We start from the raw sequence: 26,377 nt of genomic DNA on the forward strand, positions 1-26,377 counted from the left end.
ATGGACGTTTCAAGTATTGCTCAAGCCGCAACCTCGATCGCCGAAACCGGCACCAAGCAGGCGGTCGGCCTGGCCGTGCTGAAAAAAGCCCAGGATATCCAGGCTTCCAGCGCGCAGGCCTTGATTGAAGCCATTCCTCCCGCGCAGTCGGCGCAGAGATTGCCTTCGAACCTGGGTAACACCATCAACACCACCGCCTGAACGGCGGCTGCGTGGCGCCTCCCGGCGCCGCATGCAAGCACCGTGCGCCGTCGGGTGCGCGGCGTCTTTGCGCGATCGTTCGATCCGCTCCTCTCTTCGATTTGAATCCGCTCAACAGAAACAAGCGTATCTACGTTATTACTGATACGCTGCGGTTCTGAATTCAATCACCCACTCGAGGAGATTTACCATGAATAAACGTCAAGCCCTGATCGCCGCCGCCCTGGCCACCGTCTGCGTCACCGCCGCCGCCGTCGATCAAGATACGCCGAAGGAAAAGTGCTACGGCATCGCCAAGGCCGGCCAGAATGATTGCGCCGCCGCCAACGGCACGCACTCGTGCGCCGGCCAGGCCAAGGTCGACAACGCTCCGACCGAGTGGAAATACGTGGCAAAAGGCACCTGCGAAAAAGCTGGCGGCAAAACCACGCCACCGGCCAAGTAATCGCGGCGATACGCACATAGCAATCGTCACAATCAGCGGAGCCATGCCGCCGCCACGCCAGTCGGAGCCGAAGCCGGGTGTCGGCGTTGGATTACGGGCTCCGCACTACCGTCAGTTTCTCGAGCAGCGGCCGCGCGCCGCCTGGCTCGAAGTTCACACCGAAAATTACCTCGATCAAGCCGGCTGGGATAGCCACGTGCTGGAGCAACTGCGGCGCGACTATCCGATCAGCTTGCATGGCGTCGGCCTGGGACTGGGCTCGGCGCGCGGCTTTTCCGAGCGCCACCTCGACAGCGTGCGCAGCCTGGTGCGACGGATCGAACCGGTGCTGGTGTCGGAACACCTGTGCTGGGGCGCCGTCGGCGACCGCCATCTCAACGATCTCTTGCCGCTGACGTTGGACCTTGCCGCGCTCGATATGCTGAGCGCGCGCGTCAGCCACGTGCAGGACACGCTCAAACGCCAACTGCTGCTTGAAAACGTTTCTACCTATGTACGGTTTCACCGCGATGCGATGAGCGAGGCGGAGTTCATGGCGGCGCTGGCGGCGCGCACCGGTTGCGGCCTGCTCCTCGATATCAACAACCTCTACGTCAACCAGTGCAACCACGACGAGGACGCGCTGGCCGCCATCGCCGCCATCGCGCCCGGTACGGTCGGTGAAATGCATCTGGCCGGTCATCTGGTGACGCCCCGGGCTGTGATCGACCACCACGGCGCGACGGTGGCCGACCCCGTTTGGCGGCTGTACGAGGCGGCACTGGAGCGCTTCGGCGCGGTGCCGACCTTGATCGAGTGGGATACCGACATCCCGCCGGTCGAGGTGCTGCTGGAAGAGGCCGCCAAGGCCGAGGCGCTGCATCGCCGCTATGCCGCGCCGCCTGCGGAGCCGCCGCGTTTGGCGGCGGCGCTCGCGCAGGAGACGGACGCCCCCGAACTCGCCGCCGGTCAACAACTGTTCGCCGGCGCGCTGCTCGACCCCGGCCAGACGGAACCGGTGTTATCGCAATTCAAGGGCAGCGACAACGAACACCGGTTCGGGCTCTATCGCGGCAACCTCAGCGCGACTTGGGACAAGACCTTGTCGGCCGCCTATCCGGTGGTGCGGATGCTCATGGGAGAGGAGTTTTTCAGCGGCCTGGGCAAAGCCTACGGCCGTGCCTATCCATCCTCGAGCGGCGACCTTAACCGTTTCGGCGCCGACTTCGACGCGTTCCTGCGCCACTTTCCGCACGTGGCCGATTATCCCTATCTGCCGGACATGGCGGCGCTGGAGTGGGCGCTGCACCGGGCGCACTACGCACCGGCGGCGCGGGGCGTCGCCGCGCGGCGGCTTGCCGCGTTGTCGCCGGAACAGATGGAGGCGGCGCGGATGACACTGCATCCGGCCTGCCGGCTGTTGTCGTCGGAGTGGGCGACGATTCCGCTGTGGCAGGCGCATCAGCCTGACAGCGGGACAGGCTTCCCCGAACACATGGCGGCGCCGAGTTACGGCGTGGTCGCGCGTCCGGCTTGGAAAACGCAGGTGGTTCCGCTCAGTGGCGCCGGTCACGCGGCGCTGCGGGTACTGGGGGAGGGGAGGGATTTCGGCGCCGCGCTCGATGCCGCGTTCGACATCGACGAAGCCTTTGACGTGGCCGGCAATTTACAACTCTGGCTGGCCCACGCGCTGATCGTCAAAATAGATGGGGTGGGTGAAACGGGGTGACCGGTATCAGTGGTCGGGTTTGAACGCGCGCAGGACCTTGGCTTCGCCCGTCAAATCCCGGTGCAGTTTATTGGCGGCGGCCGTCAGCTCGATCATGCGGCCGATCTGCACGTCTTCAAACCGGGCCAGTTCCTCGGTCGCGGTCAGCAGCGCCTGCGCCAGCTTGGCGCGCGCGCCCTGGTACAGCGCGCCGTGGTACTGATTGGTGTTCTTGAGCAGCTCTTCGGCGTTTTCTATCACCTGGCGCAGATCGTCGAGCAGTTTTTCCTGGGTTGGGCTATGTGGTTCAGGACCGTCCATGACGTCCCCCTGGTCGTAAAGAAACTGGTTGAAAAAGCCGGGTGGCAAGCAATTCCAATATAACTACGATATCGCCAGTCGGTTTGCGCGTAATCAAACACGCTCACCCCCGTCTGCAGCGTTTTCTCGGCTGCGCTTATAGATTAGTACGTTATTGCTTAAAAGCAAGAGGAAATTACACCGCGTCAATGCTGATTTTAACGTCGCCGACGCTGACCTGCTGGCCGGCGCGGATTTTCGCGGTCTTGCGCAATTCCTGCTTGCCGTCGACTTTCACCGCGCCGCTGGCGACCATCATCTTGCCGGCGCCGCCGCTGTCGCACAATCCAACCAACTTCAACAGCTGGTTCAGTTCCACAAATTCACCGTTCAATTCGAAGCTTACTTTTTGCATTGTTGTCCTCTGTTGCCATGATATAGAGTCGGCGCCGACGTCACTTCAGATAGTGTAGCGGCATTCCGACAGCCGCGCAGTTTACCCGAACGAATCGGGTTGTCACTTGGAAAAAAAATTGCTATGCTGAAGTGACTGCCAAATATTTAAGCAGCGATGGGTCTTAGCGATGTCTTACCGAGCAGTATCATGAATAAGCTTTCCCTGACTATGCTGGTAATCGTTTCTCCGCTCTCGACAGCGGCCGGGGCGGCCACATCCGATCCTTTGTTCCCCCAGCAAACCACCCCGGTCTACGAAAAACGCGCCAATTCCGCGCTGCTGTTCGACGCCGCCGACCGGCAGTCGGCACTGGTCGACCAGTTGCAGACCGATGGCGCGCGCCGCTATGCCGCTTTCGCCGGCGCGCCGCGCTTGCACTTCGGCGCCTTGCCGGACAATCTGTCCTTGCTCGATCCGCTCGGCCCCCTGCTGAACGAGCGCAGCCGGCGATATCTGAGCAGCGCGGAGTTCGAAAAGAAGACCGGGCGCGCGGTCGGCATCCTGACCATCGGCTTGCTGCGCGAGACCGGCTCCACGCTGGGCGGCGGCCAGCCCGGCACGTCGTGGGGCATGAGCAGCCGTCCCACCACCAAATTCACGTCGTTGTCGCTGGGGTATGCGCTGACGCCGCGCAGCTCGGTCATGGCGATGGCGTCGTATGGCAAGACCGAAGGTTTCGGCGCGCCCGATAGCTTGATGGCGCAGATCTCGTCGGTGCGGACGATGGCGTACAGCGTCGGCTTGTCGACGCGCCAGATTTTCACATCCCAGGACCGGTTGGCGGTGACCTTGTCGGTGCCGGCCAAGGTGCGCACCGGTTCGCTGCAAAACGGTGACCTGGATACGCGTGTCGGTTATGCCAACGGCCAGGAGTTCGGCGCGCCGACCTTGAATCTGCGGCCGACCGCCACCGAGCGCGACCTGGAGTTCGGCTACACCACCATGGTGGGCAAGGCCGGCAAAATGGGCAAGCTGACCGGAGCGGTGATGCTGCGCGTCAATCCCGGTCACGATGCGAACGCCCGGCCGGATGTGCTGACCGGGGTGCGCTACTCTTACGGGTTCTAATCTTGCCGCTGGCTGATCGTGGCGGATAACGCTGCGCTAATCCGCGCTACGTGTATCTGTGGATATTTGACTAGTCCTTGGCGTTCGGGCGCGTCATGTCCAGCGGTACGATCCACTCGTCGAATTGCTCGGCCGTCACATAACCCAGCGCCAGCGACGCTTCCTTCAAGGTCGTCCCTTCATGCTGCGCCTTCTTGGCGATCGACGCCGCCTTGTCGTAACCGATATGCGGCGCCAGCGCCGTCACCAGCATCAGCGAACGTTCCATCAGTTCCGCGATGCGGCCGCGATTCGGTTCTATCCCATGCACGCAATGTTCCTCGAAGCTGCGCATGCCGTCGGCCAGCAGGCGCGCGCTTTGCAGGAAGTTGTGCGCGATCAGCGGCTTGTAGACGTTCAGCTCGAAATTGCCCGAGGCCCCGCCCATCGTGATGGCGACATCGTTGCCGAACACCTGGCAGCACAGCATCGTGACCGCTTCGCACTGGGTCGGGTTGACCTTGCCCGGCATGATGGAGCTGCCCGGCTCGTTCTCGGGGATCGTGATCTCGCCCAGGCCCGAGCGCGGGCCCGAAGCCATCCAGCGCACGTCGTTGGCGATCTTCATCAGCGCGGCGGCCAGGGTTTTGAGCGCGCCGTGCGCCGACAGCAGCGCGTCATGGCCGGCCAGGGCGGCGAATTTGTTGTCGGCGGTGCGGAACGGCAGCGACAAGGTATGTTCCAGCTCGGCGGCGATGCGCACCGCGTATTCCGGATGGGCGTTGAGGCCGGTGCCGACGGCCGTGCCGCCGGCGGCCAGCTGCAGCACGCCGGGCAGGGCGGCGTTGATCGCGTGCTCGGCGAAGTCCAGGTGGGCGACATAGCCGGAGAATTCCTGCCCCAGGGTCAGCGGCGTGGCGTCCTGCAGGTGGGTGCGGCCGATCTTGACGATGTCGGCGAAGGCCTCGGCCTTGGCGTGCAGGCTGGCGCGCAGCTGGCGCAGCGACGGCAGCACCGTGTTGGCCAGCGCCTGCGCGGCGGCCACGTGGATCGCGGTCGGGAAGATGTCGTTCGACGACTGGCCCTTGTTGACATCGTCGTTAGGGTGCAGCTTGCGGCTCTCGCCGCGCACGCCACCCATCAGCTCGGAGCCGCGATTGGCCAGCACTTCGTTCATGTTCATGTTGGACTGGGTGCCGGAGCCGGTCTGCCACACCGCCAGCGGGAACTCACCGGTGTGCTTGTCGGCCAGCACCTCGTCGGCGGCCTGGGTGATGGCGATCGCTTTCGGACCGTCGAGCAGGCCCAGGTCCAGGTTGACGCGGGCGGCGGCGCGCTTGACGCTGGCCAGCGCGTGGATCAGTTCCGGCGGCATGCGCTCGGTGGAGATGTGGAAGTGTTCCAGCGAGCGCTGGGTTTGCGCGCCCCACAGCTTGTCGTCGGGGACGTCGATCGGGCCAAAACTGTCACGTTCGCTTCTGTTGCTCATAATTCATCCTTGTGCGGAAGTCATCATTTGTGGGCTTTTCAGTGTAGCGCAGTTTGGAAAAATTATCCTGGGGCTACAAAATTGGGAAAATCAGCCGTTATAGCCATATACCTCAAGATTACGCGTCACCAGCGCGCATCACCACCGACTTCTATGCAGCGTTTCACACTTACACATTTGCTCCGCTCCCTGGCCTGCGCCGTCTTGCTGGCGCCGGTTGGCATCGTCGCCAACGCGGCCGAGCTGGGCGACGTTTCCGCGCGCTCGTTCATCGGCCAGCCGCTATCGGCGGACATCGAACTGGTGGCGCTGGCGCCGGACGAAGTGAACGCCTTGCAGGTCAGGCTGGCGCGCCCGGATGTGTTCCGTGGCGCGAACATCACGATGAATCCGGCGCTGTCGTCGGTGCGCATGTCGGTCGTCAAGCGCGACCAGAAGCAGTTTTTGCACGTGACGACCACGCACCCGATCGACGCCGATTACGTCCATATGTATGTGGAATTGAGCGCGGCGGGGCGGCAGGATGTGCGTTTGGCAACGGTCTGGTTGCAGGCGGACCCCAATCCGCCACCGCCGCCGGCACCGGTGGTGTCGTCCGTGCCGGCGCCCAGCGTGATGACGTCGGTCGACGCGGAGCGGATCGCGGCGCAGGCGAGGGCGGAGCGGGCCGCCGCGTCGCCGGCCGTGCCTGCCGCGCCGCCGGTGCGGGACCGGACGCGTCCAGCGCCGTTGCCTTCGTTGCATGAGTCCGAGACCGGTGTTCCGGGGGCGCTCAAGGCCGCCGCGGCCGCAGCGACGCCCCGGCAGACGCCGACGGTGGCGGTGCGGGATTTGCCATCGCGCATCGCGGAAGCGATGGGGACGCCGCGCGGTGCGCCGGCTGCCGCCCCCGCGCCCGCAGCCACGTCCGCGTCTGTTCCGGTCAAGCCGTCGGCAAAGCGCGACGCCACCGCCGTCGATAGCGCGGTGCCGTTGCCGGTGGCGCAGGCTTTGCTGCCGTTGGGGCCGTTGCCGCTGCCTGCCGGCGTCAAACGCCCGGCCGCGCCGGCCGCATGCGCGCCGTCCGGCATCAGCGCCAAGGAATGCAAGGCGCTCGACACGCATAGCCAGGCCCTTTCCAGCAAGCTGGTGGAGCTGGAGGGGAAAATGAAGGCGCTGCAGGGTGCGATCAAGAATTCGGCGGCGACACCGGCGGCGACACCGGCGGCGGCTCCCGCGGTGGCTGCCGCCGCCGCCGCGCCAAAAGTCGGGCAGGCGGCGACGGCCGTGCTGGCGGCGGCTGGCAGCAGCGTGGCGGCCGCTGTGGCGGCGCCGGCGTCGGCGAAGGAGGCGCCAAAGTCCGCTGCGGTGGCCTCGGCGGCGCCGGGTCCAGGAGCGGCATCGACCAAGGCGGCCGAGGACAAGCCAGGCAAATCTAGCAAACCAGGCAAGGCCGGCGAAGCGCAAGCGGCGACCATGGATGGCGCCTCGGCCTCGGCTTCGGCGGGGGCGGCTTCCGCTTCCGCCTCGGCGTCCGCCGGCGAGCATGGCGCCAACGCGTCGGCCTCGGCGGCCGGCGCCTCCGCCTCGGCGTCCGCGCCGGTTCCGCTCAAGCGCGTGCTGCCCAAACTGAAATACAAAAAGGAAAAGCCGGTCGAACGTCCGACCAACTATGTCGCCTGGGGCGCCGGCGCGGTCGGCGCGCTGCTGCTCGCCGGCGCTGGTCTGATCTACTGGCGCCGCAAGAAATCCGGCGCGGCGCCGCTGAAAATCTGGCAGGGCTTCCGCAAGAAAAAGCCGGCCGAGGCGGCGGGCAAGCCCCAGGAGGCGCAGCCGCTGCACGAAGTCACGCCCGAATCAATAATGCAATAGTAATAAGCTTATAACCTCAGCTTTGCCTGCGGTGCCTCGATCTGGGTTATAGTATTCGACGCTTTTTGCACGCCATACCCCATTTTGAAAGAGCCATATGACCGCAACGTCGCAATATCAGGAGCAATACCAAGCCTTCAAACAACTCGGCCTTAAACTGGATATGTCGCGTGGCAAGCCAGCGCCCGAGCAACTCGACTTGTCCAACGCGCTGACCGAATCGCTGGGTGGCTTCAAAGCCGCCGACGGCACCGACGGCCGCAACTATGGCGGCACCATCGGCCTGCCGGAAGCGCGCGAGCTGTTCGGCAAACTGCTGGACGTGCCGGCCGCGCAAGTCGTCGTCGACAGCAGCGCCAGCCTGTCGCTGATGCACGACGTCATTATCTACAGCCTGCTCAACGGCACGCCGGGCAACGCGCCATGGGTGCGCGAGCCGGTGACCTTCCTGTGCCCGGTGCCGGGCTACGACCGCCACTTCGCCATTTGCGAAGCGCGCGGCATCAAGATGATCAACATTCCGATGACCGAAGGCGGCCCGGACATGGACCTGGTCGAGAAACTGGTGGCCGAGGATGCCAGCATCAAGGGCATGTGGTGCGTGCCGAAGTATAGCAATCCGGGTGGCGTGGTCTATTCGGACGAAGTCGTTAGCCGCCTGGCCGCGATGAAAACCGCCGCGCCGGACTTCCGCCTGATGTGGGACGACGCCTATCGCTTCCACCACCTGAGCGAGAAAAAGCTGGAAGTCGCTAACATCCTCGACGCCTGCGCCAAGGCCGGCAATCCGGACCGCGCGATCGTGTTCGCGTCGTCGTCGAAGGTCACGTGGGCGGGTTCGGGCATCGCCGCCCTGGCGGCATCGCCGGCCAACATCGCCTGGTGGACCAAGCACGCCGGCATCCGCAGCATCGGCCCCGACAAGATCAACCAGTTGCGCCACGTGCGCCTGCTGAAGGATGTGGCCACCGTCGAAGCGCTGATGGAACAGCATCGCGCGCTGCTGCAGCCGAAATTCGAAGCCGTGCTGGCGCAGTTCGACGCTTACCTGGGCGACGTGCCGGGCGTGTCGTGGACGCGTCCGCTGGGTGGTTACTTCATCGACCTGGTGACGCCGGAAGGTTCGGCCAAGCGCACGGTGGCGTTGGCGAAGGAAGCCGGCATCACCTTGACGCCTGCCGGCGCCGCCTTCCCGTACGGGAACGACCCCAAGGACAGCCACATCCGCATCGCCCCGAGCTTCCCGTCGCTGGACGAGATCACCAAGGCGGCGCAGGGGATCGCGCTGTCGCTGCGCGTAGCCTTGGCTGGATAACTTAAAAGTCTTCTAAAACACGTAGGGCGGATTAGCGCGCAGCGCGTAATCGGCCATCGATGAGCCGCCGACGGCGCTTCGATGGCCGATTACGGCGTTCCGCCTAATCCGCCCTACGTGTTTCAGAATAAAAAAAGCGCCTGTGGCCAGGCGCTTTTTTTCATTGGGCTGGCGGTTTTATTGACGCGCCATGCCTGGTACTTGGTTCATCCAGGGATCGGCGATGTCGCGGATTTCGCGGTCGTTCGCCAGGATCTGCTTGAGCAGGTCGATCTTGCGCAGGCGCGGGGCGCCGCTCAGGGCGGGCACGCCGGTGGCGGCGGCGCGGGCTTCGGTGGCGCACTGGGTTTCCAGCTTGCTCAGACCATCCCAGTCGCCCATGCGCGCGGCGGCGGCCATCTGCTTGCTCAAACCGGCAATGTTTTCGTACATCGAGAGGACTTCGGTAGCAATCATATACCCACCCAGGCTAGTTATCTTCGGCAAAACGGATTACCGCATGTCCTGATTAACGTCGCCTTAAACGGGAACTTTAGGGTATTTTGAAAAAATATTTGAAAAAGTCGAAAAAAAAGCCGCCGTGCTCAAACGCAGGCGGCTTTCGTTGCCGTTAAGGCAAGCTGCTGTTTACTTCACCAGCTCCTCCAGACCAGCGCTCAGCTCGTCCGGTGATGGCATATCGTCAATCAGCGCGTTGTCGTCCAGGCCCAGTTCCTCGGCCAGTTCCGTCGGGTAGCAGGCGGCGATTTCCTCGTCATTCAGTTCGGCCTGCTCGACGCGGGCGCGCCACGCGGCCAGCGAGATGACGGCGGCCAGGCGATTGAGCTCGCCGTTGTGATGCGGTTCCGGGAAGGCCTCGATGGTCTCCGAGAAGGTTTGCGGGAACTTCCAGCGCTTGGCCAGCTCCGCGCCGACATCGGCGAAGGTGTAGCCGAACGAGCCCATCTCGGCGTCCAGGCGGCGCGCGTCCATCGGACCGGCGACCTTGTCGAGCGCGATGGCTTTTTCGGACATGGCCGAGTGCATCACCAGTTGCCCGATCGCGTGCATCATGCCGATGGTGAAGGCGAGGTCGGTGTTTTCCTTGGTCTTCTTGGCGATCCACTTCGCCGACACGGCGGTGTGCAGGCTGTAGCGCCAGAATTGTTTGAGGTCGAGGCCGGGAACGGTCTTGAAACCGCTGACCAGGCCCGAGCTGATGACCAGGGTGCGCACGGTGACGAAGCCCAGCATCAGCACCGCGTCCTCGACCGTGCCGATGCTGCGCGAGACGTGATAGTAGGCCGAGTTGGCCAGGCGCAGCAGTTTGGCGCTGAGCACCGGATCGGTCGCCAGTTTTTTCGCGATCTCTTCGGTCGAGACGCTGGCCTTGTCGAAACTGCTGATCAATTCCTCGACGACCTTGGGCGCGGTGGGCAGCGCGGTCGGATTCTGGAACAAGGCGTCAAGTTTCATTTTTATCTCCTCGATACTCTTAATAGGGGCGTTGCTATGGGCTAACTATATAGCGATTCACCGAATGAAAGAAGCGATTTGATACCTGAGCGTATCTTTTCTGCCGTGCCGATACGCTACACTGGCATCATGGAACCCGATCCCATCGAAGAAATCACACAGAAAACGCTGCGCCATTACGAGCTGACGGCGCAACAATTTTTCGCCGGCACCATCGATCATGATGTCAGCCAAAACATCGCCGCGCTGCTCGACGCGATCGAGGGCGCGGCGCCGTATCGCCTGCTCGACTTGGGGTGCGGTCCCGGCCGCGATTTGAAGACCTTCCGCGAGATGGGACACGAGGCGATCGGCGTTGACGGCTCGGCCCGCTTCGTGGAGATGGCGCGCGCCTACAGCGGCTGTGAGGCCTGGCAACAGGACTTCGTCCAGCTCGATTTACCGGCCGAATATTTCGACGGCGTGTACGCCAACGCCTCGCTGTTCCACGTGCCGAGCGCGGCGTTGCCGGATGTGTTGCGGCGCTTGCACGCGGCGTTGAAACGGGGCGGCGTTCTGTTCAGCTCGAATCCGCGCGGCGACAACCGCGAAGGCTGGAACGGCCCGCGTTACGGCAGCTACTACGATTACGATACCTGGGAACGTTACCTTGTCGCAGCAGGCTTTAGCGCCGTCCAACACTACTACCGGCCTAGCGGATTGCCGCGCGATCAGCAGCCGTGGCTGGCCAGTGTCTGGCGAAAAATTTGATTGTTGGCAGCGTTCGGGAACGCACAGAGAACTCAGCGGCTGGAGCCTATAGTGAAGCCATGCACACGGCGCCAAGTTGTGTGTCCTGTAGCTTCAACAACGATAAAGGAGTTCATCATGAACAAGGATCAAGTTAAGGGTACGGCGAAAGACATCGGCGGCAAAATCCAGGAAAAAACCGGCGAACTGATCGGCAGCTCGGAACAGCAGGCCAAGGGCCTGAACAAGCAAGCCGAAGGCAAAGTGCAAAAAGGCGTCGGCGATGCCAAGGAAGCGATCGACGACGTCGTCAAAGGCAACCGCAACTAACAGCACCACGCCGCGCCCCAGGGCGCATCGCAGGCGATCATTCGCCGCATAAAAAAACAGCCGCGTTAGCGGCTGTTTTCGTTTACCTGCAGGGCGGATCAAGCCGCGATGCGGTTGGTCGACAAATCCCAGCCGCCGGCGGTATTGCCGCCCGAACCGCCGGAGATTTTCTGCTGCGTATAGCGCCACTTCACTTTCGAAAACTTCAGCGACACTTGCTCCGACAGCACGTCGCCTTCCTGCACGCTGGGCGACACGGTTCCGACCAACACATTTTCCAGTTCGATTTCGAAGTACTTGATGCGCTCGCCCTGACCATCGGCACGCATGAATTCGAACTTCGCCTTCGGGATGGTCTTACCGGATGAGCACGTTTGCAGCAGCACCGGCGACGCCAGATCGGCCATTTTCAGGAGGGTGATGTCCTGATGTTCGCAACGCTCGGCGGTATGGCCGCCGCTGGTCGAGGCGGTAGCCGATTTCGGCTGGCTCACCGCCCAGCTCACCGACTTGCATTCAATCCAATCCTTGTGCTTCTCGTCGGCCGACTCGCCCCGAATTCCGTCGATTTGCAGATAGACATCGATAGCCATAATTCCTCCTGGAATATTAGTGAAACGATGCGAAACGCACCGCAGCGGGCATTATCGAATAATCAACAAATCTCCTCTTGTGGCCGCTCAACCCATCCAAAAAAAACTTCGGAGGGTTATTTGGCGTCGGGCATGAGGTTCTTTTTGAAGAAGGCTTCGATGTTGCCGTAGACGTGGCGCTGCGGCGCGCGGCCGGCGATGCCGTGCTTGCCGCCAGGGTAGGTCATCAGTTCGAAGCGGACGTTGCGGCTGACCAGCGCGTCGATCATGCGCGTGGTGTTGGTGAACAGCACGTTGTCGTCGGCCATGCCGTGCATTAGCAACAGCGGCGATTTGAGGCCGTCCAGGTGCGCGTAGACGCCGGCCGATACGTAGCCCGCCGCGTTGGCTTTCGGCGTGCTCATGAACTGTTCGGTGTAGTGGGTGTCGTACAACGCCCAGTCCGTCACCGGCGCGACCGAGACGCCCATGGCGATCTTGTCCGACGCTTGCGCCAACAGACGCAACGTCATGAAGCCGCCGTAGCTCCAGCCGAATACACCGATGCGCTTGGCGTCGACGAAGCTTTGCTTGCCCAGCCATTCGATGCCGGTCAGCTGGTCTTCGACTTCGACCTTGCCCAGGTTCAGGTAGTTGGCGTCGGTGAAGGCGCGCTCGCGGCGGAACGAGCCGCGGTTGTCCAGGCGCCAGACCACGAAGCCTTGCTGCGCCATGTATTGGTCGAACAAGTTGCCCCACTTGCGCGCGACGTGCTGCGCGTGCGGGCCGCCGTAGGTCGACAGGTAGACCGGATATTTCTTCACCGGGCTGAAGCCGCTCGGCTTGATCATCGAGTAGTACAAGGTCTGGCCGTCGTTGGCCTTCAAGGTGCCGTACTCGGTGCGCAGGTGCGCGTCCTTGTACTTGCCGTACGGGTGGCTGGCGTTCAGTTCGTTGTGCTCGAGCCAGCTGATCATCTTGCCGTCCGGACGGCGGATGCTCACTTGCGGCGGGGTGTCCGGGTCGGAGAAGGTGTCGACGAACACTTCGCCGTTGCGCGAGAACGAGGAGTCGTGCCAGCCGTCGCCTTCGGTGATGCGCGCCGGCTTGTCGGCAGCGCTGCCGTCGAGCTTGAGCGCGTAGGTCTGGCTGTCGATGACGGCGTCGCGGTTCGATTGTACGAACACGCGGCCGTTTTTTTCGTCGACGGCGAGCAGCTTGTCGATGCCCCATTCGCCGCTCGAAATCGAGTGCAGCAGTTTGCCGTTCAGGTCGTACAGGTAGAGGTGCTTGCGGCCGCTGCGCTCGGACGGCCAAATGAATTTGTCGTTGCCCAGGAAACGCAGGTCGTCGAAGATGCTGACCCAGGTCGGCGACGTCTCGGTGATCAGCACGCGCTGCGCCAGCGTGGCGGCGTCGACCGACACCAGCTCCAGCTTCTTCTGGTCGCGGCTCTGGCGCTGGAACAGCAAGGCCTTGCTGTTGGCGCTCCAGTCGGCGCGCACCAGGTAAATATCTTGTTCCGCGCCGAGGTCGACGTCGCGGATTTCGCCGCTGACGGGCGAGACGATCTTCAGCTGCACCAGCACGTTCGGATCGCCGGCGGCCGGGTAGCGCTGCTCGATGACGTCGGTGCGGTCGGCGTAGATTTCAAAGCGCTTGACCACCGGCACCGGGGCCTCGTCGTAGCGCTTGTAGGCGATGGCGGAGTCGTCCGGCGCCCAGTAATAGCCGCTGGTCTGGCCCATTTCTTCCTGCGCCACGAATTCGGCTTCGCCGTTGTGGATGGTGCCCTTGCCGTCGGTGGTCAGCTGGCGTTCCTTGTTGGTCGACAGGTCGATGATGAACAGGTTCTGGTCGCGCACGAAGGAGACATAACGTCCCTTGGGCGAAATCTTCGGATCGAGCACGTTGCCGCTGGCGACCATGCGCGCGGCGTCGGGCTTGCTGACGTCGATCAGGTACAGGTTGCCGGCGATCGGCACCAGCAGCTGCTTGCCGTCGGGCGACCAGCTGTAGCTGAGGATGCCCTTGAGGCTGGCGGTGCGGGCGCGCTCGCGGCGGGCTTTTTCGGCGTCCGACAGGTTCTCTTCCGGCACCAGGGTCTTGGAGTCGACCAGGCGGTGCGTGGACTTGTCCTTGAGGTTGTATTCCCACAGGTCGAGCTGGAACTGGTTGTCGTCGCGGCCGCGCAGGAAGGTCACGCGGGCGCCGTCGGGCGACACTTTCAGGCTGCGCACGCCCGGACCGCTCAGCGACGGGTCGGCATGGATACGGTCCAGGGTCAGTTTTTCGGCGGCGGCGTTGCCGCCGGCCAGCAGTGCGAGAAAGCAGAGGATAAAGCGCATGGAAGGTCTCTTGGTGGGCAATCCAAGACGATACCAGAGTCGTGTTTATGTGGCGAGATGGCAATGTTCTGAATCCATCCCGCAAAACCGTTTTTCCTTCGGCCTTATGTATCGCTTTGTTTCAGGCGCCGCGCACGCGCGCCAGCGACAGATTGCGCAGCGACCAGCTCAGCAGCACGGCGGCCACCGTCAGCCCCACCACCAGCCCGATCCAGAAACCCGACGCCGCCATCGGCTCGGCCGGCGACCATGGCATCCATTGCGGCGCCAGGCCCAGCCAGCAGCCCAGCGGCAGCGCGAAGCCCCAGAACGCCAGCAGCTGGATCTGCATCGGCTGGCGCGACACCTTGTAGCCGCGCAGCGCGCAGGCGGCCGCCACTTGCGTCGAGTCGGACAGCTGGAACAGCGCGGCGAATAGCAGCAGGTGTGCGCACAGTTCCTGTACCGCCGGGTCGGACGTGTAGGCGCGCGCGATCTGGTGGCGGAACACGACGATGAAGGCCGCCGACAACACGGCGAACGCCAGCGACATCCACACGCCGACCCAGGCCACGAACCGCGCCTTGAGCGGATTGCCTTCGCCCAGCGACTGGCCGACGCGGGTGATCAGCGCGATGCCAAAGCTGAGCGGCACCATGAACACCAGCGACGTGAAGTTGAGCGCGATCTGGTGCGCCGAGATTTGCACCACGCCATAGCGCGCCACCAGCAGGCTGACCGCGCCGAAGGCGCTGACTTCGGCGAAGTAGCTGATGCCGATCGGCACGCCGAGCCGCAGCATCGTGCCGATCTCCGGCCAGTGCGGCCATTCCCAGTGCGTGAACGGGTAGGTGGCGCGGTAGGCCGGCGCGTAGCGTATCCACGCCAGCATGGCGAACAGCATCATCCACATGCACAGCGCGGTCGAGACGGCGCAGCCGACCCCGCCCAGGGCCGGGAAGCCCCAGTTGCCGAAGACCAGCAGCCAATTGACGAAGATGTTGATGCACAGGCCCATGATGGCGATCAGCATCACCGGCAAGGTCTGGTTGATGCTGGTGCTGTAACCGTACAGCGCGCGGTAGGCGGCGAATGGCGGCAGGCCGATGCTGATGACGTGGACGAACAGCTCGGCCTGGCGCTGCACGTGCGGCGTCAGATACAGGTGGGCGAACAGCAAGGTGGCGACGTTGGCCAGCGCGGCCGCGACCAGGCCGACGCCGAGCGCCTTCCATAACGATTGCCGCACCGTGTGCGGGATCTTGCGCAGGTCGCCCGCGCCGACGTCGTGCGCGACGATGCTGTTGATCGCCATCATGACACCGCTGACGGTGACCAGGATGATCGACCAGATCGACGCGCCCAGCGACACCGCCGCCAGCTCGTCGGCGCTGGTGTGGCCGGTCATGGCGACGTCGGCCACGCCCATGCCGACGGTGGCCAACTGGCCGATCAGCATGGGCCAGGACAGGCGCCACAATGCTGCGGCTTCGAGGCGGATCGACGACAGGGTGAAAGAGTGAGGCATAAGGTGACCGGGGCGGCAAGCCGATGTGACTGGGCCGCCATTTTAACGGCTGCGGCACACGATTGCATTTGGTTGCAATTTAGTTGGACTGCTGCGTATGCGAAACTTATAACATGCGCGTTATGTGTAGAAGAGGTCCACTCCGGACGTCGCCCAACAACTATTCAGGTCAAAACTATGAAAAAATTCCTGCCCCGCCTGCTGAACGCCGCCCTGGCGCTGGCCGCGCCCGTCGTCTTTGCCTCCGCCGCGCACGCCGGCGAAATCACGCTTTACACCCACGATAATTTCGGCGGGCCGGCGATCACCGTGCGCGACCAGGTCCCCGATCTGTCGTCCGATGGCTTCAACGACCGCGCCTCGAGCGTGCGAGTGCGCTCGGGCCGCTGGCAGCTGTGCGAGAACGCCAATTTCGACGGCCATTGCATCGTGCTTGGACCGGGCGAGTACCGCAAGCTGGAAGGTTTTAACGATGTGCTGTCGTCGCTGCGCGAAGTAAGCGGCAACGATGATCGCGGCGATCGTGGTGACCGGGGCGATCGCGGTCATGGCCGGCGCGGTGAGAACGGCTATGGCGGCGGTCGTGGCGGCGCGCCTATCGTGCTGTACTCGCAGTCCCGCTTCAACGGCGCGGAAGTCGAGCTGCGTGACGACATCCGCAAACTGGATCGCCTCGACTTCAACGACCAGGCCGGTTCGGTGATCATCCGCGAAGGCAGCTGGCAGCTTTGCGATGACGCCGATTTCCGCGGCAAGTGCGTGGTGCTGTCGCCAGGCCGCTACGACAACCTGCGCGACATGGGCGACCGCATCTCGTCGGTACGACGCGTGCGCTAAGCGCTCGACCGGGACGGCGTGCCGTCCCGGAGAGTTACCGCCGCCGCGTTTGCTACCTTAGGCGCTCTTGCGGCGCGACATTCCCGCCAAGATGGCCAGGCCCAATCCCATCATCGCCCAGGTCTCCGGCTCGGGCACGGCGGACACCGCCTGTTCATTGAGGGCCATGTTGTCGATCAAGCTGAAGTAGGTCTCGGCGTCCCATGGGCCATAGACGATTTCCATTTCCAGTGCGGTGAGGTTGTTAAAGCGGGTCGGGTTAAAGGTTATCATGTCGAGCGGATTGGGGCTGTTGGCGCCGCTGATGGTGTAGGTCTCGACAATGACGTTTCCGCCCACATCCATGCCACTGAACTTGACCGTGCTGGTTTCAAGCGGCAACACTGTGCGCAGGTCGAAGCTGGCGAGCGAGAACGGTGTATTGGACGCGTTTCTCATACTGACTTTGCCGCCTAAATCCATGCTGGTCGTACCGTTGCCGGAGGATAGGAAATACACCGATCCTTCCAAAACGGTGAAGTTGTAGCCGCTCGTCGCGAAGCTGGCCCCGGTGGTCAGGGGGATGGTGCCGGTGGCGGGGAATTCGTCGAAGGTGATGGTGGTTGCCTGTGCCGCGCCGGCCCCCAGGGACAATGCGAGGGCCAATAAAGCCGTGTTCACTTTTGATGAAAACATTTGATCTCCCTGGTTTTATTTGAGTGGAAATGGTATCTGTTTCCAAATAAATAAGATATAAAATTACCACTTTTTGTGGTGGCGATGTCGCGCCCTCCCGTCTGAAGGGCGGCGGCGATGGCGGATTGCAGGTAAACTTCCGATCATTGTCGAGTCAAGTCGCCGGCCAACGCAGGCAAGAGTGGAGCGCAACGTGGAATACAAGGACTACTACCAGACCCTGGGCGTGTCTAAAACCGCCTCGGAAGACGAGATCAAGAAGGCCTATCGCAAGCTGGTCCGCAAATACCATCCGGACGTCAGCAAGGAAGCCGACGCGCAAAAGAAAACCCAGGAACTCAACGAGGCCTACGGCGTGCTGGGCGACGCCGAAAAACGCGCCGCCTACGACGACCTCGGGCGCGGACGCCAGTTCCGCGCCGGCCAGGAGTTCCGCCCGCCGCCGGACTGGGGACGCGGCTTCGGCGGCGGCACCGGCAATCCGGGCGGCGCCGGTGCGGGCGGCGGCTTCGGCGACACCGATTCGAGCGACTTCTTCTCCGATTTGTTCGCCAACCTGGGCGGGCGCCGGCGCCAGCAGTACACGCAATACGAGCCGCAGCGCGGCGACGACAGCCACGCCACCATCACCATCGACCTGGTCGACACCTACCAGGGCGCCACGCGCAACGTCAGCATGATGGTGGCCGAGCGCGACGCCGCCGACCGTATCGTCACGCGCGAGCGCACGCTCAGCGTCAACATCCCCAAGGGCGTGACCGCCGGCCAACAGTTGCGTCTGGCCGGCCAGGGCCAGCGCGGCGAGGCGGGACCGGGCGACTTGTATCTGGAAATCCAGTTCCGGCCCGATGCGCGCTACCGCGTCGACGGCCGCGACGTCTTCGAGACGGTGCCGGTGGCTCCATGGGAGCTGGCGTTGGGCGCCGACATCGAGGTGGCCACGCCGTCGGGCAAGGTGACCGTGACGGTGCCGGCCGGCTCGCAAAGCGGCCGCAAGCTGCGCCTGCGCGGACGCGGCATCCCCGGCAAGGAGGCCGGCGACTTATATCTGCTGTTGGAAGTGGTGCTGCCGCCGGCAAACACCGACAAGGCACGCGAACTGTATCAAACGATGGCGCGCGAGATGGCGTTCAATCCGCGCGCGGGAGGATGAGCTATGGGACAGGCTATGGAAGCGGCGGTGGGGCAGTCGCCCCTGACCGCCGTGTTGATCGATGAGACCGCGCTGACGCTCGAGGAGCTGGCGCGCGCCTGCGCGGTCGAGCGCGACTGGGTGGTGCAGCGGGTGCGCACCGGCATCCTGATGGAGTGCGACTCGGAGGATTGCGTCAGCTGGCGCTTCACCAGCGCCGACCTGGTGCGGGCGCGCCGCCTGTGCCAGATCGAGCGCGACTTCGAGGCCAACGACGACGTCGCCGCGCTGGTGGTCGATCTGTCGGAGGAGATCAGCCGCCTGCGGCGCAAGCTCAGCGCCGCGGGCGTGAAGTAGCGGCCGGCGCCTGTTTGACAGGCGTCGCGGTGATCGCCGGCGTCGTTGCGGCGGACGGCTTTTCGGTCGAGCGCTGGTGGAAGGGCATGTGGATCGGCACGTGTTCCCCTGCCACCGTCGTGGGTTGTAATTTGCCGCCGTATTCCTCGGCGATGCGCCGGTCCATGTCCAGAAACTGCTGCATGACCCAGCGGGTGGCCGGTCCCGGCTCCTCGTCGCCGCGCCGTATCACGTACAGCGGCGCGCTGAACGACGGCCCCTCGGCGACCTCGAGTTGCACCAGGCGTCCCGCGTCCAGGTCCCACTGGATGAATTCGACCGGCATATTGCCCCAGCCGATGCCGCTACGCAGCAGCGCGTGCTTGGAGCTCAGGTCGCCCAGGCGCCAGTCGCGCAGCGCCACCACGCCGAAATCCTGGCCCTTGGTCAAGGTGCTGCGGTCGGTCAGCACCAGCTGCGTGTGTTCACGCAGGACCTCGTTGGGAATCTTGCCCTTGATCTGGGCCAGCGGATGGTCGGGCGACACCACCGGCACCATCGTCACGACGCCGCAGCTCTGGCGCTCGATGGTGTCGGCCGAGCCGGGCATCCAGGCGCTCAGGCCGATGTGGCAGGTGCGGTCCATGACCAGTTGCGTGACCGCGCCCAGCGCCTCGGTGCGCAGCCGCATCGACACGGTCGGGAACTCCTTTTGGAACCCATGCAGGATGCGCACCAGCTTGCAGGTCGAATACATCACGTCGACCACCAGCGACACCTCCGCCTCCAGCCCGGCCGACAGCGCCTTGGCGCGCGCGCGCATGCCGTCGACCTTGAGCGAGACGGCGCGGGCGTCGGCCAGCAGCGCCTTGCCGGCCTCGGTCAGCACCGGTTTGCGCTTGCTGCGGTCGAGCAGTTCGATGTTGAGCTGCTCCTCCAGGTTGGCGATGGTGTAGCTGATGACGGACTGTGTGCGGTGCAGCGCCCGCGCCGCGTGCGCGAAGCCGCCATGGTCGATGACGGCGATGAACACGCGCAGCTGGTCGAGGGAGGGGAGGCCGGGGTCGCGCATGGTGGTTGCCTGTGGTTGATACGTGGTTGAACATTGGATATCGATAAAATCGATCAGTAAGATTTAAATTTACTGTATTTCATCGATATTAATCCCGTTCTATGATGCGTGCAACCCTACCTCATAAAGGAAGCACAGCATGGCAACCGTCCTCCATATCAATAGCAGTGTTCGTCCAGGCTCCCTGACCCGCCAGCTCGGCGGTGAATTCGTCGCGAAATGGAAAGAAACCCGTCCGTCCGACACCATCGTCTCGCGCGATCTGGGCGCCACGCCCGTGTCGCACCTGACCGAACAAGTGGTCGGCGCCTTCTTCACCCCGGCCGACCAGCGCAATGCCGACCAGGCCCACGCGGTCAAAACCTCCGACACGTTGATCGACGAGCTGTTTGCCGCCGACACCATCGTCATCGGCGCGCCGATGTACAACTTCTCGGTGCCGTCGGGCCTGAAGGCATGGATCGACCACGTCGCCCGCGTCGGCCGCACGTTCCAGTACGGCGCCAACGGTCCGCAAGGGCTCGTCACCGGCAAGAAGGTGTATGTGATCGTCGCCAGCGGCGGCGTCTACAGCGAGGGTCCGGCGGCCGGCTACGACCACGTCACCACCTATCTGCGCGCCGTCCTCGGCTTCCTGGGCATGACCGACATCACCTTCATCGTCGCCGAAGGCGTGTCCAAGGGTGAGGACGCGGCGGCCGCCGCGATCGCCAAGAGCCGCGCCGATATCAACGCCATCCTGGTCTGAGTTCTGCTCTAAATAAGCAACATAATCGCCGCTGAACGAAGCCCCGCTTGCGGGGCTTGTTCTTTGCTGCGTATGATGGAAGGCATATCCCGTCACGGAGCCTTACATGAAACGTCACCTGCATTTGCTGGTCATCGATCCGCAAAACGACTTTTGCGATCTGCCGGCCGGCTATTTGCCGCTGGACCCGGCCACGCGCCAGCCGCGCGCGCCGGCGCTGCCGGTGCCCGGCGCGCATCAGGACATGCAGCGTCTGGCCGGCCTGATCAACCGTGGCCGCTCCGGCCTGACGGCGATCAGCATCACGCTCGACTCGCACCACCGCTTCGACATCGCCCACCCGACGTTCTGGATCGCCCGGGACGGCGCGCCGGTGGCGCCGTTCACGCAGATCACCGCCGCCGACGTGCGCGCCGAAAAATACCTGCCGCGCCATCCGGCCGCCTTGCCGCTGGCGTTGAACTATCTCGACAAACTGGAGGCCGCCGGCCGCTATCAGCTGATGGTGTGGCCGGTGCACTGCGAAATCGGCAGCTGGGGCAACAACGTCCACGACGACGTGCGCGCCGCCTACGGCGCCTGGGAGGAAGCCTCGCTCGGCATCGTCGCCAAGCTGGCCAAGGGGTCCAACCCCTGGACCGAGCACTATTCGGCCGTCATGGCCGAGGTGCCCTACGCCGACGACCCGGACACCCAGTTCAACACCAAGTTCGTCAACACGCTGGCCGAGGCCGACCGGATCTACGTGGCGGGGGAGGCCGGCAGCCACTGCGTCAAGGCGACCGTCGAGCATATCGCCGACCATTTCGGCGACCAGGCCGCGTCCAAGCTGGTGCTGATCACCGACTGTATGAGCCCGGTCACCGGCTTCGAGGCGCAATACCAGGGCTTCCTCGCGGCCATGCGGGCGCGCGGCGTGCAGCTGATGCAGGCGGGCGACGTGCTGCCCGAGCTGCTGGCCAACGCCGCCCGCTGAAACCGGTCCGGCGGCCAGGCGGGGAAGGCTGTGACGATCGCCCGGCGTCAACTGCTGGCGGCGGCCGCCGCGTTGCCGTTGACGCGCGCCCCGGCCGTCGCCGCGCAGTCCGGCCCCGGCCCGGCCGACGGGGCGCACACGCTGCGTTTCGTGTTTTCGCGCCCGTTTGACAACCCGCGCACGCAATGGCTGATCCGGGTTTACACCCACCTGCTTGAGGACCTGGGTAAGCGCTTCGTCTACATCGACGTGCCGCCGCTGCGCGCCACGGCGATGGTGCTGGCGGGCGAGGCCGACGGCGAACTGGGACGCACCTTCGACTATCAAAACCTGTTTCCGGCGCTGGTGCGGGTGCCCGAGCCGAACAACGCCGTGCGGTTCGCCGCCTATGCGACGCGCACTGGATTGCTGTTCGACAGCTGGCCGGCGGTGCGCGCGCGCCGCCTGCGCTGCGAATACCGGCACGGCATCAGCGAATTGCGCGACATGCTTTCGCGCGAGCTGGCCGCAGGCGAGTACTCGTATGTGCAGACCATCGCCCAGGGCTTGCAGAAGCTGCGCTTGGGGCGCACCGACCTGTACTTCGATGTCGAAGAGGCGGTCAGCGATTTCATCTTTTTCCTGAGCGACGCCGAACGCCGGAGCAGCGGTCTAGGTACTCTGCACCAGGCCGGCGTGGTGCGCAGCACCACCGGCCACGCCTACCTGCGCGGCGCGCACGCGGCGCTGGCGCCGCCACTGGCGGCCGGGCTAGCGCGGCTGAAGCGCCAGGGCACGGTCAAGCGCTATTTGACGGAGAGTCTGGAGGCGTATAAGCGCGGTCTGGAACGGCGCTGATCCACGCATCGGCCCCGCATCGCGTAAGATCATAGCTATATGCAATCTGGAGAGTCCATGAGTCAGCCCATCGTCCGCAGCCTGCTGGAGACGGATCTATACAAATTCACCATGTGGCAAGCGCTGCTGCATGGCCATCCCAACTCGCACACCGAATACGAATTCGTCTGCCGCAACACGCCGGACTATCCGCTGGCCGAGCTGCACGAGGCGGTCGAGCGTGAACTCGACCATCTGTGCTCGATGGGGTTTTCGGACGAGGAACTGAACTTCCTGCGCTCGCTGCGCTACATCAAAAGCGACTTCGTCGACTTCCTGACGGTGTTCCGCTTCCAGCGCAAATTCATCGACGTGCGCATCGACGGCGACACGCTGGCGATTCGCGCCACCGGGCCGCAGGTGCACGTGATGGGCTTCGAGATTTACGTGCTCTACATCGTCAACGAACTGTATTTCCGCCGCTTCGACCAGGCGGCCGCGCTGGCCGAGGGGCGCGAGCGCCTCAGCGCCAAGATCGCCGCGCTCAAGGCTTTCGGCGCCGAGCCGGCGCGCCGCAACCCGTTCGAGTTTTCCGACTTCGGCACGCGCCGGCGCTTTTCCGGCGCCTGGCATGACGAAGTGGTGCAGCGCCTGTCGCGCGAGGTGCCGGAGTACTTCAAGGGCACGTCCAACGTCTACCAGGCGATGAAGTTCGGCCTGGTGCCGATCGGCACGATGGCGCACGAATACATGCAATCGTTCCAGGCTTTTGGCGTGCGGCTGCGCGACTTCCAGAAAGCCTCGCTGGAGGCGTGGGTGCAGGAATACCGGGGCGACCTTGGTGTCGCGCTGACCGACGTGGTGGGCATGGACGCCTTCCTCGACGATTTCGATCTGTACTTCGCCAAGCTGTTCGACGGGCTGCGCCACGATTCGGGCGATCCGGTGGTGTGGGGAGAAAAGGCGCTGGCCCACTACGCCGCGCTGCGCATCGACGCCAAGACCAAGCGGCTGGTGTTCTCGGACGGGCTCAATCTGGAGAGCGCCTTCGACCTGTACCGCCACTTCGCCGACCGCATCATGACCGGCTTCGGCATCGGCACGCACCTGACCAACGACGTCGGCCTCAAGCCGCTCAACATCGTCATGAAGCTGGTCAACTGCAACGGCCAATCGGTGGCCAAGCTGTCGGACTCGCCCGGCAAAACGCTGTGCAAGGACGAGACCTTCCTGGCCTATCTGCGCCAGGTGTTCCACCACCCGGCCGCCCAAGGCCGCTAAGCCAAGCGTTCATCTAAACCACGTAGGGCGGATTAGCGCAGCGTAATCGGCCAATGCATGCGTCGCGACGGCTCATGCATTGGCCGATTACGGCGTTCCGCCTCATCCGCCCCGACGAACATCGCTTAACTTAGCGCATGAGGGAAGGGCGTGCGGGGAGGCTGTGGCCGCGAGGGCCGGTTCAGGCCGGTCGGGCGCCGAAGCCGCTCATGATGGCGTCGGCGTTGCTGCTTTCATCTTCGTCGTAGATATCGATCGACAGCATGGCGCCGCTGCGTTCGCGCGCATGCGCGGCGGCGGCCGGGCCGCCCGGCGTCAGCGCGTCGAGGATGTTGCCGACGGTGCTGGACGCCACGGTCGGCGGCAGCGGCGTGTGCTTGGTCAGTTTAACGGTCGACGGAGGAAAACCCTTGGCCAGCAAGGCGCTGCGGGCGCTTTCGGCATCGGTCACCTGTTCGAAATTGCGGTGTATTGTGCGTGTCATGACGACCTCCTTGGTTGAACCGTGGCGGGGCGGCTTAGAAGCCGGCCACCACGGTTTCGAAATGCTCCACCTTGGGTGGTGTAGCGAAATAGCTGCCGACCAATCCGCGCCAGGACTGGAACGCCGGACTGCCGCGGAAATCGACGGTATGGTTTTCAAGGGTCTGCCAGCCGATCACCAGATGATAGGTGTCGGGCGTTTCGATGTCGCGGTCAAGGCGCATCGACAGGCAACCGGTGGCCGCCTTGAACAAGGGCACCGCCTCGGCCACGCCGGCCTGGAAGGCGTCGTGGGCATCCGGCTTGATATACAGCTCGGCGATCTCGTAAATCATGGGCATCCTTTTGAAAGTATGCCCCTATTGTGCCTCAACTGCGGCGGGCGTGCGCAGGATGAAGCGCATCGCCTGGCGGGCCAATTCCTTGACGTCGGCACCGCTGCCGGGTTTGTACCACTGCACGGTCCAATTGAGCGCGCCGAAGATCAGCAGGCGGTCGAACGACGACGGCATCGCCCAGTCGCCGGACAGGTGCAGTTCGGCGATGGCGCGGTCCCAGACCGCCTCGTAACGGTCCTTGAGCGCGACCACGCGCGAGCGCGACGGCTCGTCGAGCGAGCGCCACTCGTACAGCAGCACGGCGATGTAATGGTGGTCGGGCGCCAGCAAGGTATGCAGATGGGCCTCGACCAGTTGGCGCAGGATCTCGCAGGGCGGCAGCTGCTGGCTGCCGATCGCCTCGATCTCGGCCAGCGAGCGCTCCAGGCCTTGCTCCATGATGGCGGCCAGGATGTCCTGCTTGGTCTTGAAATGATAGAACCAGCTGCCGGCCTGGATGCCGGCGGCGGCGGCGATATCGCGCACGGTGGTGTTGTCGTAACCCTTGGTGCGAAACAATTCGGCCGATTTCTCGATCAATTCCGCACGCAGTCCACCGCTTTCCCCTTTCAGGGGGCGCCCGCGTCGCTTGGGGCTGGGGGAGTCAATTGTGGCGGCGTTAGGCATGAAAAGGTGTCTGATGAGTAGTTTTGGTACATCCCATTTTAATGCAGCGGTCTCGCGCCCCATTGAAAAAGTGTTTGAAATTGTTACTTTCCGCAAAGAAGTTATCGGCTTTTGTGCTGCAATGCAACACTTTGGATCGGTGCCTGATTGAGAGTGATCAAACGACTAACGCGGCGCGGGCTTAGGCTGGTGGGTGAACACGGGAGCGAGCGATGACCAAGACACGTGCTGCAATGGCTGTGCTTGACACCGGCAATCGTGCCGACGAGGATATTGAGATGAAAACCGAGATGCAATTGCTGAGGCGGGAGGTCGGCGAAGGTTTTGCCGGGGTGAACGCGCGGATCGACGAGGTACGCCGGGAAACGACCGAGCGAATTGACAGATTGCGTCAGGAAACGACGGATCGAATTTAGAGGAACGCAGGGATACCAACGCCCGTATAGATGCGTTGCATCATCGAATGGATGAGTTGCACAAAGAGACGCTCGCACGGATTGATCAGTCGCGTAAAGAAGCGTCCGATAATTCCACGGCACTCAATGCCCGCATGTTCGATTTTCATCGGGAAACAACAGCGCGTATCGATGCAGTGATCGCCGAAAGCCAGAAGAGGATGGATCGCAGCGATACGCAGTTCCGCTGTCTGGTCGGTTTAATGATCACGAGCTTGTTGGCGAAGGCGGGGCTGTTCGCCCGCGCCGCCCACATGCTGTAACTGAAGGAAATTGGTGCCGGTATATTTCCCGACCGCCGGCGCCGGTAGTAGCCGCCTCCGGGAGGCGCTAATTTGTCGTTCTGTGTGAGAACTGGAGCCATCATATCGGGCGATTGTGACAGGCGTTTGACCTGGGTTCCGAATGGGCATGCGTCCCGAGGCAAAGTACGCTAGAATGGAGGTCTGTGGGGACGACCTGGTTTCGACGTGGGTTGCAAAGCAGAGCAGGGCATACCGAGGGCTGGTTACCTCGTAAATACACCCAGAAAAACTTAACTGCAAACGATAACTCGTACGCACTGGCAGCTTAATTGCTGTTAGCTCCACAACACCTCGTCCCTGGGGTGGGCCGTTAAAAGCTGTGGAGTCATTTACAGGGACTCGCGCTGTGAGGGGTCACTTCGATCAGCGCTAAATCTAAGGTGAATCGCTAGTCCAAAACGTGCACGTCCGTGTTGTACTGGTTAAATTAAATGATAGTGCTAAGTATGTAGAACTGTCTGTGGAGTGCTTGCGGACGCGGGTTCGATTCCCGCCGTCTCCACCATGAATTCGTTTAAAATCAA

At 63.5% G+C, this 26,377-nt stretch carries 30 protein-coding genes and 1 other RNA gene; 18 read left to right on the forward strand and 13 right to left on the reverse strand.

From position 1 onward, the window contains the following. From AC07P1_RS13405 to bufB, 3 genes are all read left to right on the forward strand, one after another. Complete coding sequence (locus AC07P1_RS13405) at positions 1-201, forward strand: YjfB family protein (RefSeq protein WP_494696270.1); 201 nt, start codon at positions 1-3, stop codon at positions 199-201. A gap of 190 nt (positions 202-391) precedes the next feature. Continuing rightward, positions 392-646 carry a BufA1 family periplasmic bufferin-type metallophore gene (locus AC07P1_RS13410; RefSeq protein WP_315216874.1) on the forward strand — a complete coding sequence of 85 codons (255 nt, stop codon included), beginning with the start codon at positions 392-394 and terminating at the stop codon, positions 644-646. 43 nt (positions 647-689) lie between these two features. Further along, a complete protein-coding gene (bufB, locus tag AC07P1_RS13415) occupies positions 690-2,354 on the forward strand; it encodes an MNIO family bufferin maturase (RefSeq protein WP_494696271.1) in 1,665 nt (554 codons plus the stop codon). Positions 2,355-2,360: 6 nt separating this feature from the next. Here bufB and AC07P1_RS13420 read toward each other — a convergent pair whose 3' ends face one another. Together AC07P1_RS13420 and AC07P1_RS13425 are read right to left on the reverse strand one after the other, a co-directional pair. Continuing rightward, the gene (locus tag AC07P1_RS13420; RefSeq protein ID WP_494696272.1) at positions 2,361-2,654 is read right to left on the reverse strand and encodes a DUF883 family protein; all 294 of its coding nucleotides are present in this window, start codon (positions 2,652-2,654) and stop codon (positions 2,361-2,363) included. A gap of 175 nt (positions 2,655-2,829) precedes the next feature. Beyond that, the gene (locus AC07P1_RS13425; RefSeq protein WP_363497768.1) at positions 2,830-3,048 is read right to left on the reverse strand and encodes an RNA-binding S4 domain-containing protein; all 219 of its coding nucleotides are present in this window, start codon (positions 3,046-3,048) and stop codon (positions 2,830-2,832) included. A 189-nt stretch (positions 3,049-3,237) separates the two neighbouring features. Here AC07P1_RS13425 and AC07P1_RS13430 point away from each other — a divergent pair, with 189 nt between their 5' ends. Then, on the forward strand, positions 3,238-4,158 hold the full coding sequence (locus AC07P1_RS13430; RefSeq protein WP_494696273.1) for a hypothetical protein: 921 nt from the start codon (positions 3,238-3,240) through the stop codon (positions 4,156-4,158). Between the two features lie 70 nt (positions 4,159-4,228). Here AC07P1_RS13430 and fumC read toward each other — a convergent pair whose 3' ends face one another. Further along, the gene (fumC, locus tag AC07P1_RS13435) at positions 4,229-5,626 is read right to left on the reverse strand and encodes a class II fumarate hydratase (RefSeq protein WP_494696274.1); all 1,398 of its coding nucleotides are present in this window, start codon (positions 5,624-5,626) and stop codon (positions 4,229-4,231) included. Positions 5,627-5,803: 177 nt separating this feature from the next. On the opposite strand from fumC, the gene AC07P1_RS13440 reads away from it, so the two are divergent. Together AC07P1_RS13440 and AC07P1_RS13445 are read left to right on the forward strand one after the other, a co-directional pair. Further along, positions 5,804-7,477 (forward strand): type IV pilus assembly protein FimV, encoded by a 1,674-nt coding sequence (locus AC07P1_RS13440; RefSeq protein ID WP_494696275.1) that lies wholly within the window; start codon positions 5,804-5,806, stop codon positions 7,475-7,477. A 97-nt stretch (positions 7,478-7,574) separates the two neighbouring features. Continuing rightward, a complete protein-coding gene (locus AC07P1_RS13445; RefSeq protein ID WP_494696276.1) occupies positions 7,575-8,792 on the forward strand; it encodes an aspartate aminotransferase type Ic in 1,218 nt (405 codons plus the stop codon). A gap of 177 nt (positions 8,793-8,969) precedes the next feature. Here the strand turns inward: AC07P1_RS13445 and AC07P1_RS13450 are convergent, their stop codons facing one another. Beyond that, on the reverse strand, positions 8,970-9,248 hold the full coding sequence (locus AC07P1_RS13450) for a flagellar protein FliT (RefSeq protein ID WP_494696277.1): 279 nt from the start codon (positions 9,246-9,248) through the stop codon (positions 8,970-8,972). A gap of 171 nt (positions 9,249-9,419) precedes the next feature. Then, complete coding sequence (locus tag AC07P1_RS13455) at positions 9,420-10,247, reverse strand: HDOD domain-containing protein (RefSeq protein ID WP_363497751.1); 828 nt, start codon at positions 10,245-10,247, stop codon at positions 9,420-9,422. 129 nt (positions 10,248-10,376) lie between these two features. On the opposite strand from AC07P1_RS13455, the gene AC07P1_RS13460 reads away from it, so the two are divergent. Together AC07P1_RS13460 and AC07P1_RS13465 are read left to right on the forward strand one after the other, a co-directional pair. Then, positions 10,377-10,997 carry a class I SAM-dependent methyltransferase gene (locus AC07P1_RS13460; protein WP_494696278.1) on the forward strand — a complete coding sequence of 207 codons (621 nt, stop codon included), beginning with the start codon at positions 10,377-10,379 and terminating at the stop codon, positions 10,995-10,997. 117 nt (positions 10,998-11,114) lie between these two features. Then, positions 11,115-11,306 carry a CsbD family protein gene (locus AC07P1_RS13465; protein WP_494696279.1) on the forward strand — a complete coding sequence of 64 codons (192 nt, stop codon included), beginning with the start codon at positions 11,115-11,117 and terminating at the stop codon, positions 11,304-11,306. Between the two features lie 98 nt (positions 11,307-11,404). Here the strand turns inward: AC07P1_RS13465 and AC07P1_RS13470 are convergent, their stop codons facing one another. From AC07P1_RS13470 to AC07P1_RS13480, 3 genes are all read right to left on the reverse strand, one after another. Next, on the reverse strand, positions 11,405-11,899 hold the full coding sequence (locus tag AC07P1_RS13470; protein ID WP_494696280.1) for an Hcp family type VI secretion system effector: 495 nt from the start codon (positions 11,897-11,899) through the stop codon (positions 11,405-11,407). 116 nt (positions 11,900-12,015) lie between these two features. Next, positions 12,016-14,226 carry a S9 family peptidase gene (locus AC07P1_RS13475; protein WP_494696281.1) on the reverse strand — a complete coding sequence of 737 codons (2,211 nt, stop codon included), beginning with the start codon at positions 14,224-14,226 and terminating at the stop codon, positions 12,016-12,018. Between the two features lie 121 nt (positions 14,227-14,347). Further along, positions 14,348-15,733: an MATE family efflux transporter gene (locus AC07P1_RS13480; protein ID WP_494696282.1), complete on the reverse strand. Its 1,386-nt coding sequence runs from the start codon at positions 15,731-15,733 to the stop codon at positions 14,348-14,350. Positions 15,734-15,910: 177 nt separating this feature from the next. On the opposite strand from AC07P1_RS13480, the gene AC07P1_RS13485 reads away from it, so the two are divergent. Further along, positions 15,911-16,570: a beta/gamma-crystallin gene (locus AC07P1_RS13485; protein WP_494696283.1), complete on the forward strand. Its 660-nt coding sequence runs from the start codon at positions 15,911-15,913 to the stop codon at positions 16,568-16,570. A 57-nt stretch (positions 16,571-16,627) separates the two neighbouring features. Here the strand turns inward: AC07P1_RS13485 and AC07P1_RS13490 are convergent, their stop codons facing one another. Then, the gene (locus tag AC07P1_RS13490; RefSeq protein WP_494696284.1) at positions 16,628-17,245 is read right to left on the reverse strand and encodes a PEP-CTERM sorting domain-containing protein; all 618 of its coding nucleotides are present in this window, start codon (positions 17,243-17,245) and stop codon (positions 16,628-16,630) included. A 193-nt stretch (positions 17,246-17,438) separates the two neighbouring features. On the opposite strand from AC07P1_RS13490, the gene AC07P1_RS13495 reads away from it, so the two are divergent. Together AC07P1_RS13495 and AC07P1_RS13500 are read left to right on the forward strand one after the other, a co-directional pair. Beyond that, complete coding sequence (locus AC07P1_RS13495) at positions 17,439-18,398, forward strand: DnaJ C-terminal domain-containing protein (protein WP_494696285.1); 960 nt, start codon at positions 17,439-17,441, stop codon at positions 18,396-18,398. A gap of 3 nt (positions 18,399-18,401) precedes the next feature. After that, complete coding sequence (locus tag AC07P1_RS13500) at positions 18,402-18,734, forward strand: chaperone modulator CbpM (RefSeq protein ID WP_363497725.1); 333 nt, start codon at positions 18,402-18,404, stop codon at positions 18,732-18,734. On the opposite strand, the gene AC07P1_RS13505 is transcribed toward AC07P1_RS13500, so the two are convergent. Next, the gene (locus AC07P1_RS13505) at positions 18,712-19,785 is read right to left on the reverse strand and encodes a LysR family transcriptional regulator (protein ID WP_494696286.1); all 1,074 of its coding nucleotides are present in this window, start codon (positions 19,783-19,785) and stop codon (positions 18,712-18,714) included. The genes AC07P1_RS13500 and AC07P1_RS13505 overlap by 23 nt on opposite strands. A gap of 139 nt (positions 19,786-19,924) precedes the next feature. Here AC07P1_RS13505 and AC07P1_RS13510 point away from each other — a divergent pair, with 139 nt between their 5' ends. From AC07P1_RS13510 to pncB, 4 genes are all read left to right on the forward strand, one after another. Beyond that, complete coding sequence (locus AC07P1_RS13510) at positions 19,925-20,533, forward strand: FMN-dependent NADH-azoreductase (protein WP_494696287.1); 609 nt, start codon at positions 19,925-19,927, stop codon at positions 20,531-20,533. A 106-nt stretch (positions 20,534-20,639) separates the two neighbouring features. Further along, on the forward strand, positions 20,640-21,509 hold the full coding sequence (locus tag AC07P1_RS13515) for a cysteine hydrolase family protein (RefSeq protein ID WP_494696288.1): 870 nt from the start codon (positions 20,640-20,642) through the stop codon (positions 21,507-21,509). Between the two features lie 30 nt (positions 21,510-21,539). After that, on the forward strand, positions 21,540-22,346 hold the full coding sequence (locus AC07P1_RS13520) for a hypothetical protein (RefSeq protein WP_494696289.1): 807 nt from the start codon (positions 21,540-21,542) through the stop codon (positions 22,344-22,346). 57 nt (positions 22,347-22,403) lie between these two features. Then, on the forward strand, positions 22,404-23,606 hold the full coding sequence (gene pncB, locus AC07P1_RS13525; RefSeq protein ID WP_494696290.1) for a nicotinate phosphoribosyltransferase: 1,203 nt from the start codon (positions 22,404-22,406) through the stop codon (positions 23,604-23,606). Between the two features lie 181 nt (positions 23,607-23,787). On the opposite strand, the gene AC07P1_RS13530 is transcribed toward pncB, so the two are convergent. The 3 genes from AC07P1_RS13530 to AC07P1_RS13540 are packed head-to-tail and all read right to left on the reverse strand — an operon-like array spanning position 23,788 to position 25,093. Next, positions 23,788-24,090, reverse strand: a complete 303-nt coding sequence (locus AC07P1_RS13530; RefSeq protein ID WP_494696291.1) for a hypothetical protein — start codon at positions 24,088-24,090, stop codon at positions 23,788-23,790. Positions 24,091-24,124: 34 nt separating this feature from the next. After that, complete coding sequence (locus AC07P1_RS13535; protein ID WP_090315631.1) at positions 24,125-24,424, reverse strand: antibiotic biosynthesis monooxygenase family protein; 300 nt, start codon at positions 24,422-24,424, stop codon at positions 24,125-24,127. A gap of 24 nt (positions 24,425-24,448) precedes the next feature. After that, complete coding sequence (locus tag AC07P1_RS13540; RefSeq protein ID WP_494696292.1) at positions 24,449-25,093, reverse strand: TetR/AcrR family transcriptional regulator; 645 nt, start codon at positions 25,091-25,093, stop codon at positions 24,449-24,451. Between the two features lie 212 nt (positions 25,094-25,305). On the opposite strand from AC07P1_RS13540, the gene AC07P1_RS13545 reads away from it, so the two are divergent. From AC07P1_RS13545 to ssrA, 3 genes are all read left to right on the forward strand, one after another. Next, positions 25,306-25,509, forward strand: a complete 204-nt coding sequence (locus AC07P1_RS13545; RefSeq protein ID WP_494696293.1) for a hypothetical protein — start codon at positions 25,306-25,308, stop codon at positions 25,507-25,509. Between the two features lie 47 nt (positions 25,510-25,556). Continuing rightward, positions 25,557-25,811 carry a hypothetical protein gene (locus AC07P1_RS13550; protein WP_494696294.1) on the forward strand — a complete coding sequence of 85 codons (255 nt, stop codon included), beginning with the start codon at positions 25,557-25,559 and terminating at the stop codon, positions 25,809-25,811. A 187-nt stretch (positions 25,812-25,998) separates the two neighbouring features. Then, positions 25,999-26,358: a transfer-messenger RNA gene (gene ssrA / locus AC07P1_RS13555) on the forward strand. Positions 26,359-26,377: the final 19 nt, after the last annotated feature.

Source organism: Duganella sp. GW821-FHT07F09, assembly GCF_059418705.1.

Bases quoted from the DNA above. Each gene is read 5' to 3' on its own strand.
- AC07P1_RS13405 (WP_494696270.1), top strand. From the start codon at position 1: ATGGACGTTTCAAGTATTGCTCAAGCCGCAACCTCGATCGCCGAAACC.
- AC07P1_RS13410 (WP_315216874.1), top strand. From the start codon at position 392: ATGAATAAACGTCAAGCCCTGATCGCCGCCGCCCTGGCCACCGTCTGC.
- bufB (WP_494696271.1), top strand. From the start codon at position 690: ATGCCGCCGCCACGCCAGTCGGAGCCGAAGCCGGGTGTCGGCGTTGGA.
- AC07P1_RS13420 (WP_494696272.1), bottom strand. From the start codon at position 2,654: ATGGACGGTCCTGAACCACATAGCCCAACCCAGGAAAAACTGCTCGAC.
- AC07P1_RS13425 (WP_363497768.1), bottom strand. From the start codon at position 3,048: ATGCAAAAAGTAAGCTTCGAATTGAACGGTGAATTTGTGGAACTGAAC.
- AC07P1_RS13430 (WP_494696273.1), top strand. From the start codon at position 3,238: ATGAATAAGCTTTCCCTGACTATGCTGGTAATCGTTTCTCCGCTCTCG.
- fumC (WP_494696274.1), bottom strand. From the start codon at position 5,626: ATGAGCAACAGAAGCGAACGTGACAGTTTTGGCCCGATCGACGTCCCC.
- AC07P1_RS13445 (WP_494696276.1), top strand. From the start codon at position 7,575: ATGACCGCAACGTCGCAATATCAGGAGCAATACCAAGCCTTCAAACAA.
- AC07P1_RS13450 (WP_494696277.1), bottom strand. From the start codon at position 9,248: ATGATTGCTACCGAAGTCCTCTCGATGTACGAAAACATTGCCGGTTTG.
- AC07P1_RS13455 (WP_363497751.1), bottom strand. From the start codon at position 10,247: ATGAAACTTGACGCCTTGTTCCAGAATCCGACCGCGCTGCCCACCGCG.
- AC07P1_RS13460 (WP_494696278.1), top strand. From the start codon at position 10,377: ATGGAACCCGATCCCATCGAAGAAATCACACAGAAAACGCTGCGCCAT.
- AC07P1_RS13465 (WP_494696279.1), top strand. From the start codon at position 11,115: ATGAACAAGGATCAAGTTAAGGGTACGGCGAAAGACATCGGCGGCAAA.
- AC07P1_RS13470 (WP_494696280.1), bottom strand. From the start codon at position 11,899: ATGGCTATCGATGTCTATCTGCAAATCGACGGAATTCGGGGCGAGTCG.
- AC07P1_RS13475 (WP_494696281.1), bottom strand. From the start codon at position 14,226: ATGCGCTTTATCCTCTGCTTTCTCGCACTGCTGGCCGGCGGCAACGCC.
- AC07P1_RS13480 (WP_494696282.1), bottom strand. From the start codon at position 15,733: ATGCCTCACTCTTTCACCCTGTCGTCGATCCGCCTCGAAGCCGCAGCA.
- AC07P1_RS13485 (WP_494696283.1), top strand. From the start codon at position 15,911: ATGAAAAAATTCCTGCCCCGCCTGCTGAACGCCGCCCTGGCGCTGGCC.
- AC07P1_RS13490 (WP_494696284.1), bottom strand. From the start codon at position 17,245: ATGTTTTCATCAAAAGTGAACACGGCTTTATTGGCCCTCGCATTGTCC.
- AC07P1_RS13500 (WP_363497725.1), top strand. From the start codon at position 18,402: ATGGGACAGGCTATGGAAGCGGCGGTGGGGCAGTCGCCCCTGACCGCC.
- AC07P1_RS13505 (WP_494696286.1), bottom strand. From the start codon at position 19,785: ATGCGCGACCCCGGCCTCCCCTCCCTCGACCAGCTGCGCGTGTTCATC.
- AC07P1_RS13510 (WP_494696287.1), top strand. From the start codon at position 19,925: ATGGCAACCGTCCTCCATATCAATAGCAGTGTTCGTCCAGGCTCCCTG.
- AC07P1_RS13515 (WP_494696288.1), top strand. From the start codon at position 20,640: ATGAAACGTCACCTGCATTTGCTGGTCATCGATCCGCAAAACGACTTT.
- pncB (WP_494696290.1), top strand. From the start codon at position 22,404: ATGAGTCAGCCCATCGTCCGCAGCCTGCTGGAGACGGATCTATACAAA.
- AC07P1_RS13530 (WP_494696291.1), bottom strand. From the start codon at position 24,090: ATGACACGCACAATACACCGCAATTTCGAACAGGTGACCGATGCCGAA.
- AC07P1_RS13535 (WP_090315631.1), bottom strand. From the start codon at position 24,424: ATGATTTACGAGATCGCCGAGCTGTATATCAAGCCGGATGCCCACGAC.
- AC07P1_RS13540 (WP_494696292.1), bottom strand. From the start codon at position 25,093: ATGCCTAACGCCGCCACAATTGACTCCCCCAGCCCCAAGCGACGCGGG.
- AC07P1_RS13545 (WP_494696293.1), top strand. From the start codon at position 25,306: ATGACCAAGACACGTGCTGCAATGGCTGTGCTTGACACCGGCAATCGT.
- AC07P1_RS13550 (WP_494696294.1), top strand. From the start codon at position 25,557: ATGGATGAGTTGCACAAAGAGACGCTCGCACGGATTGATCAGTCGCGT.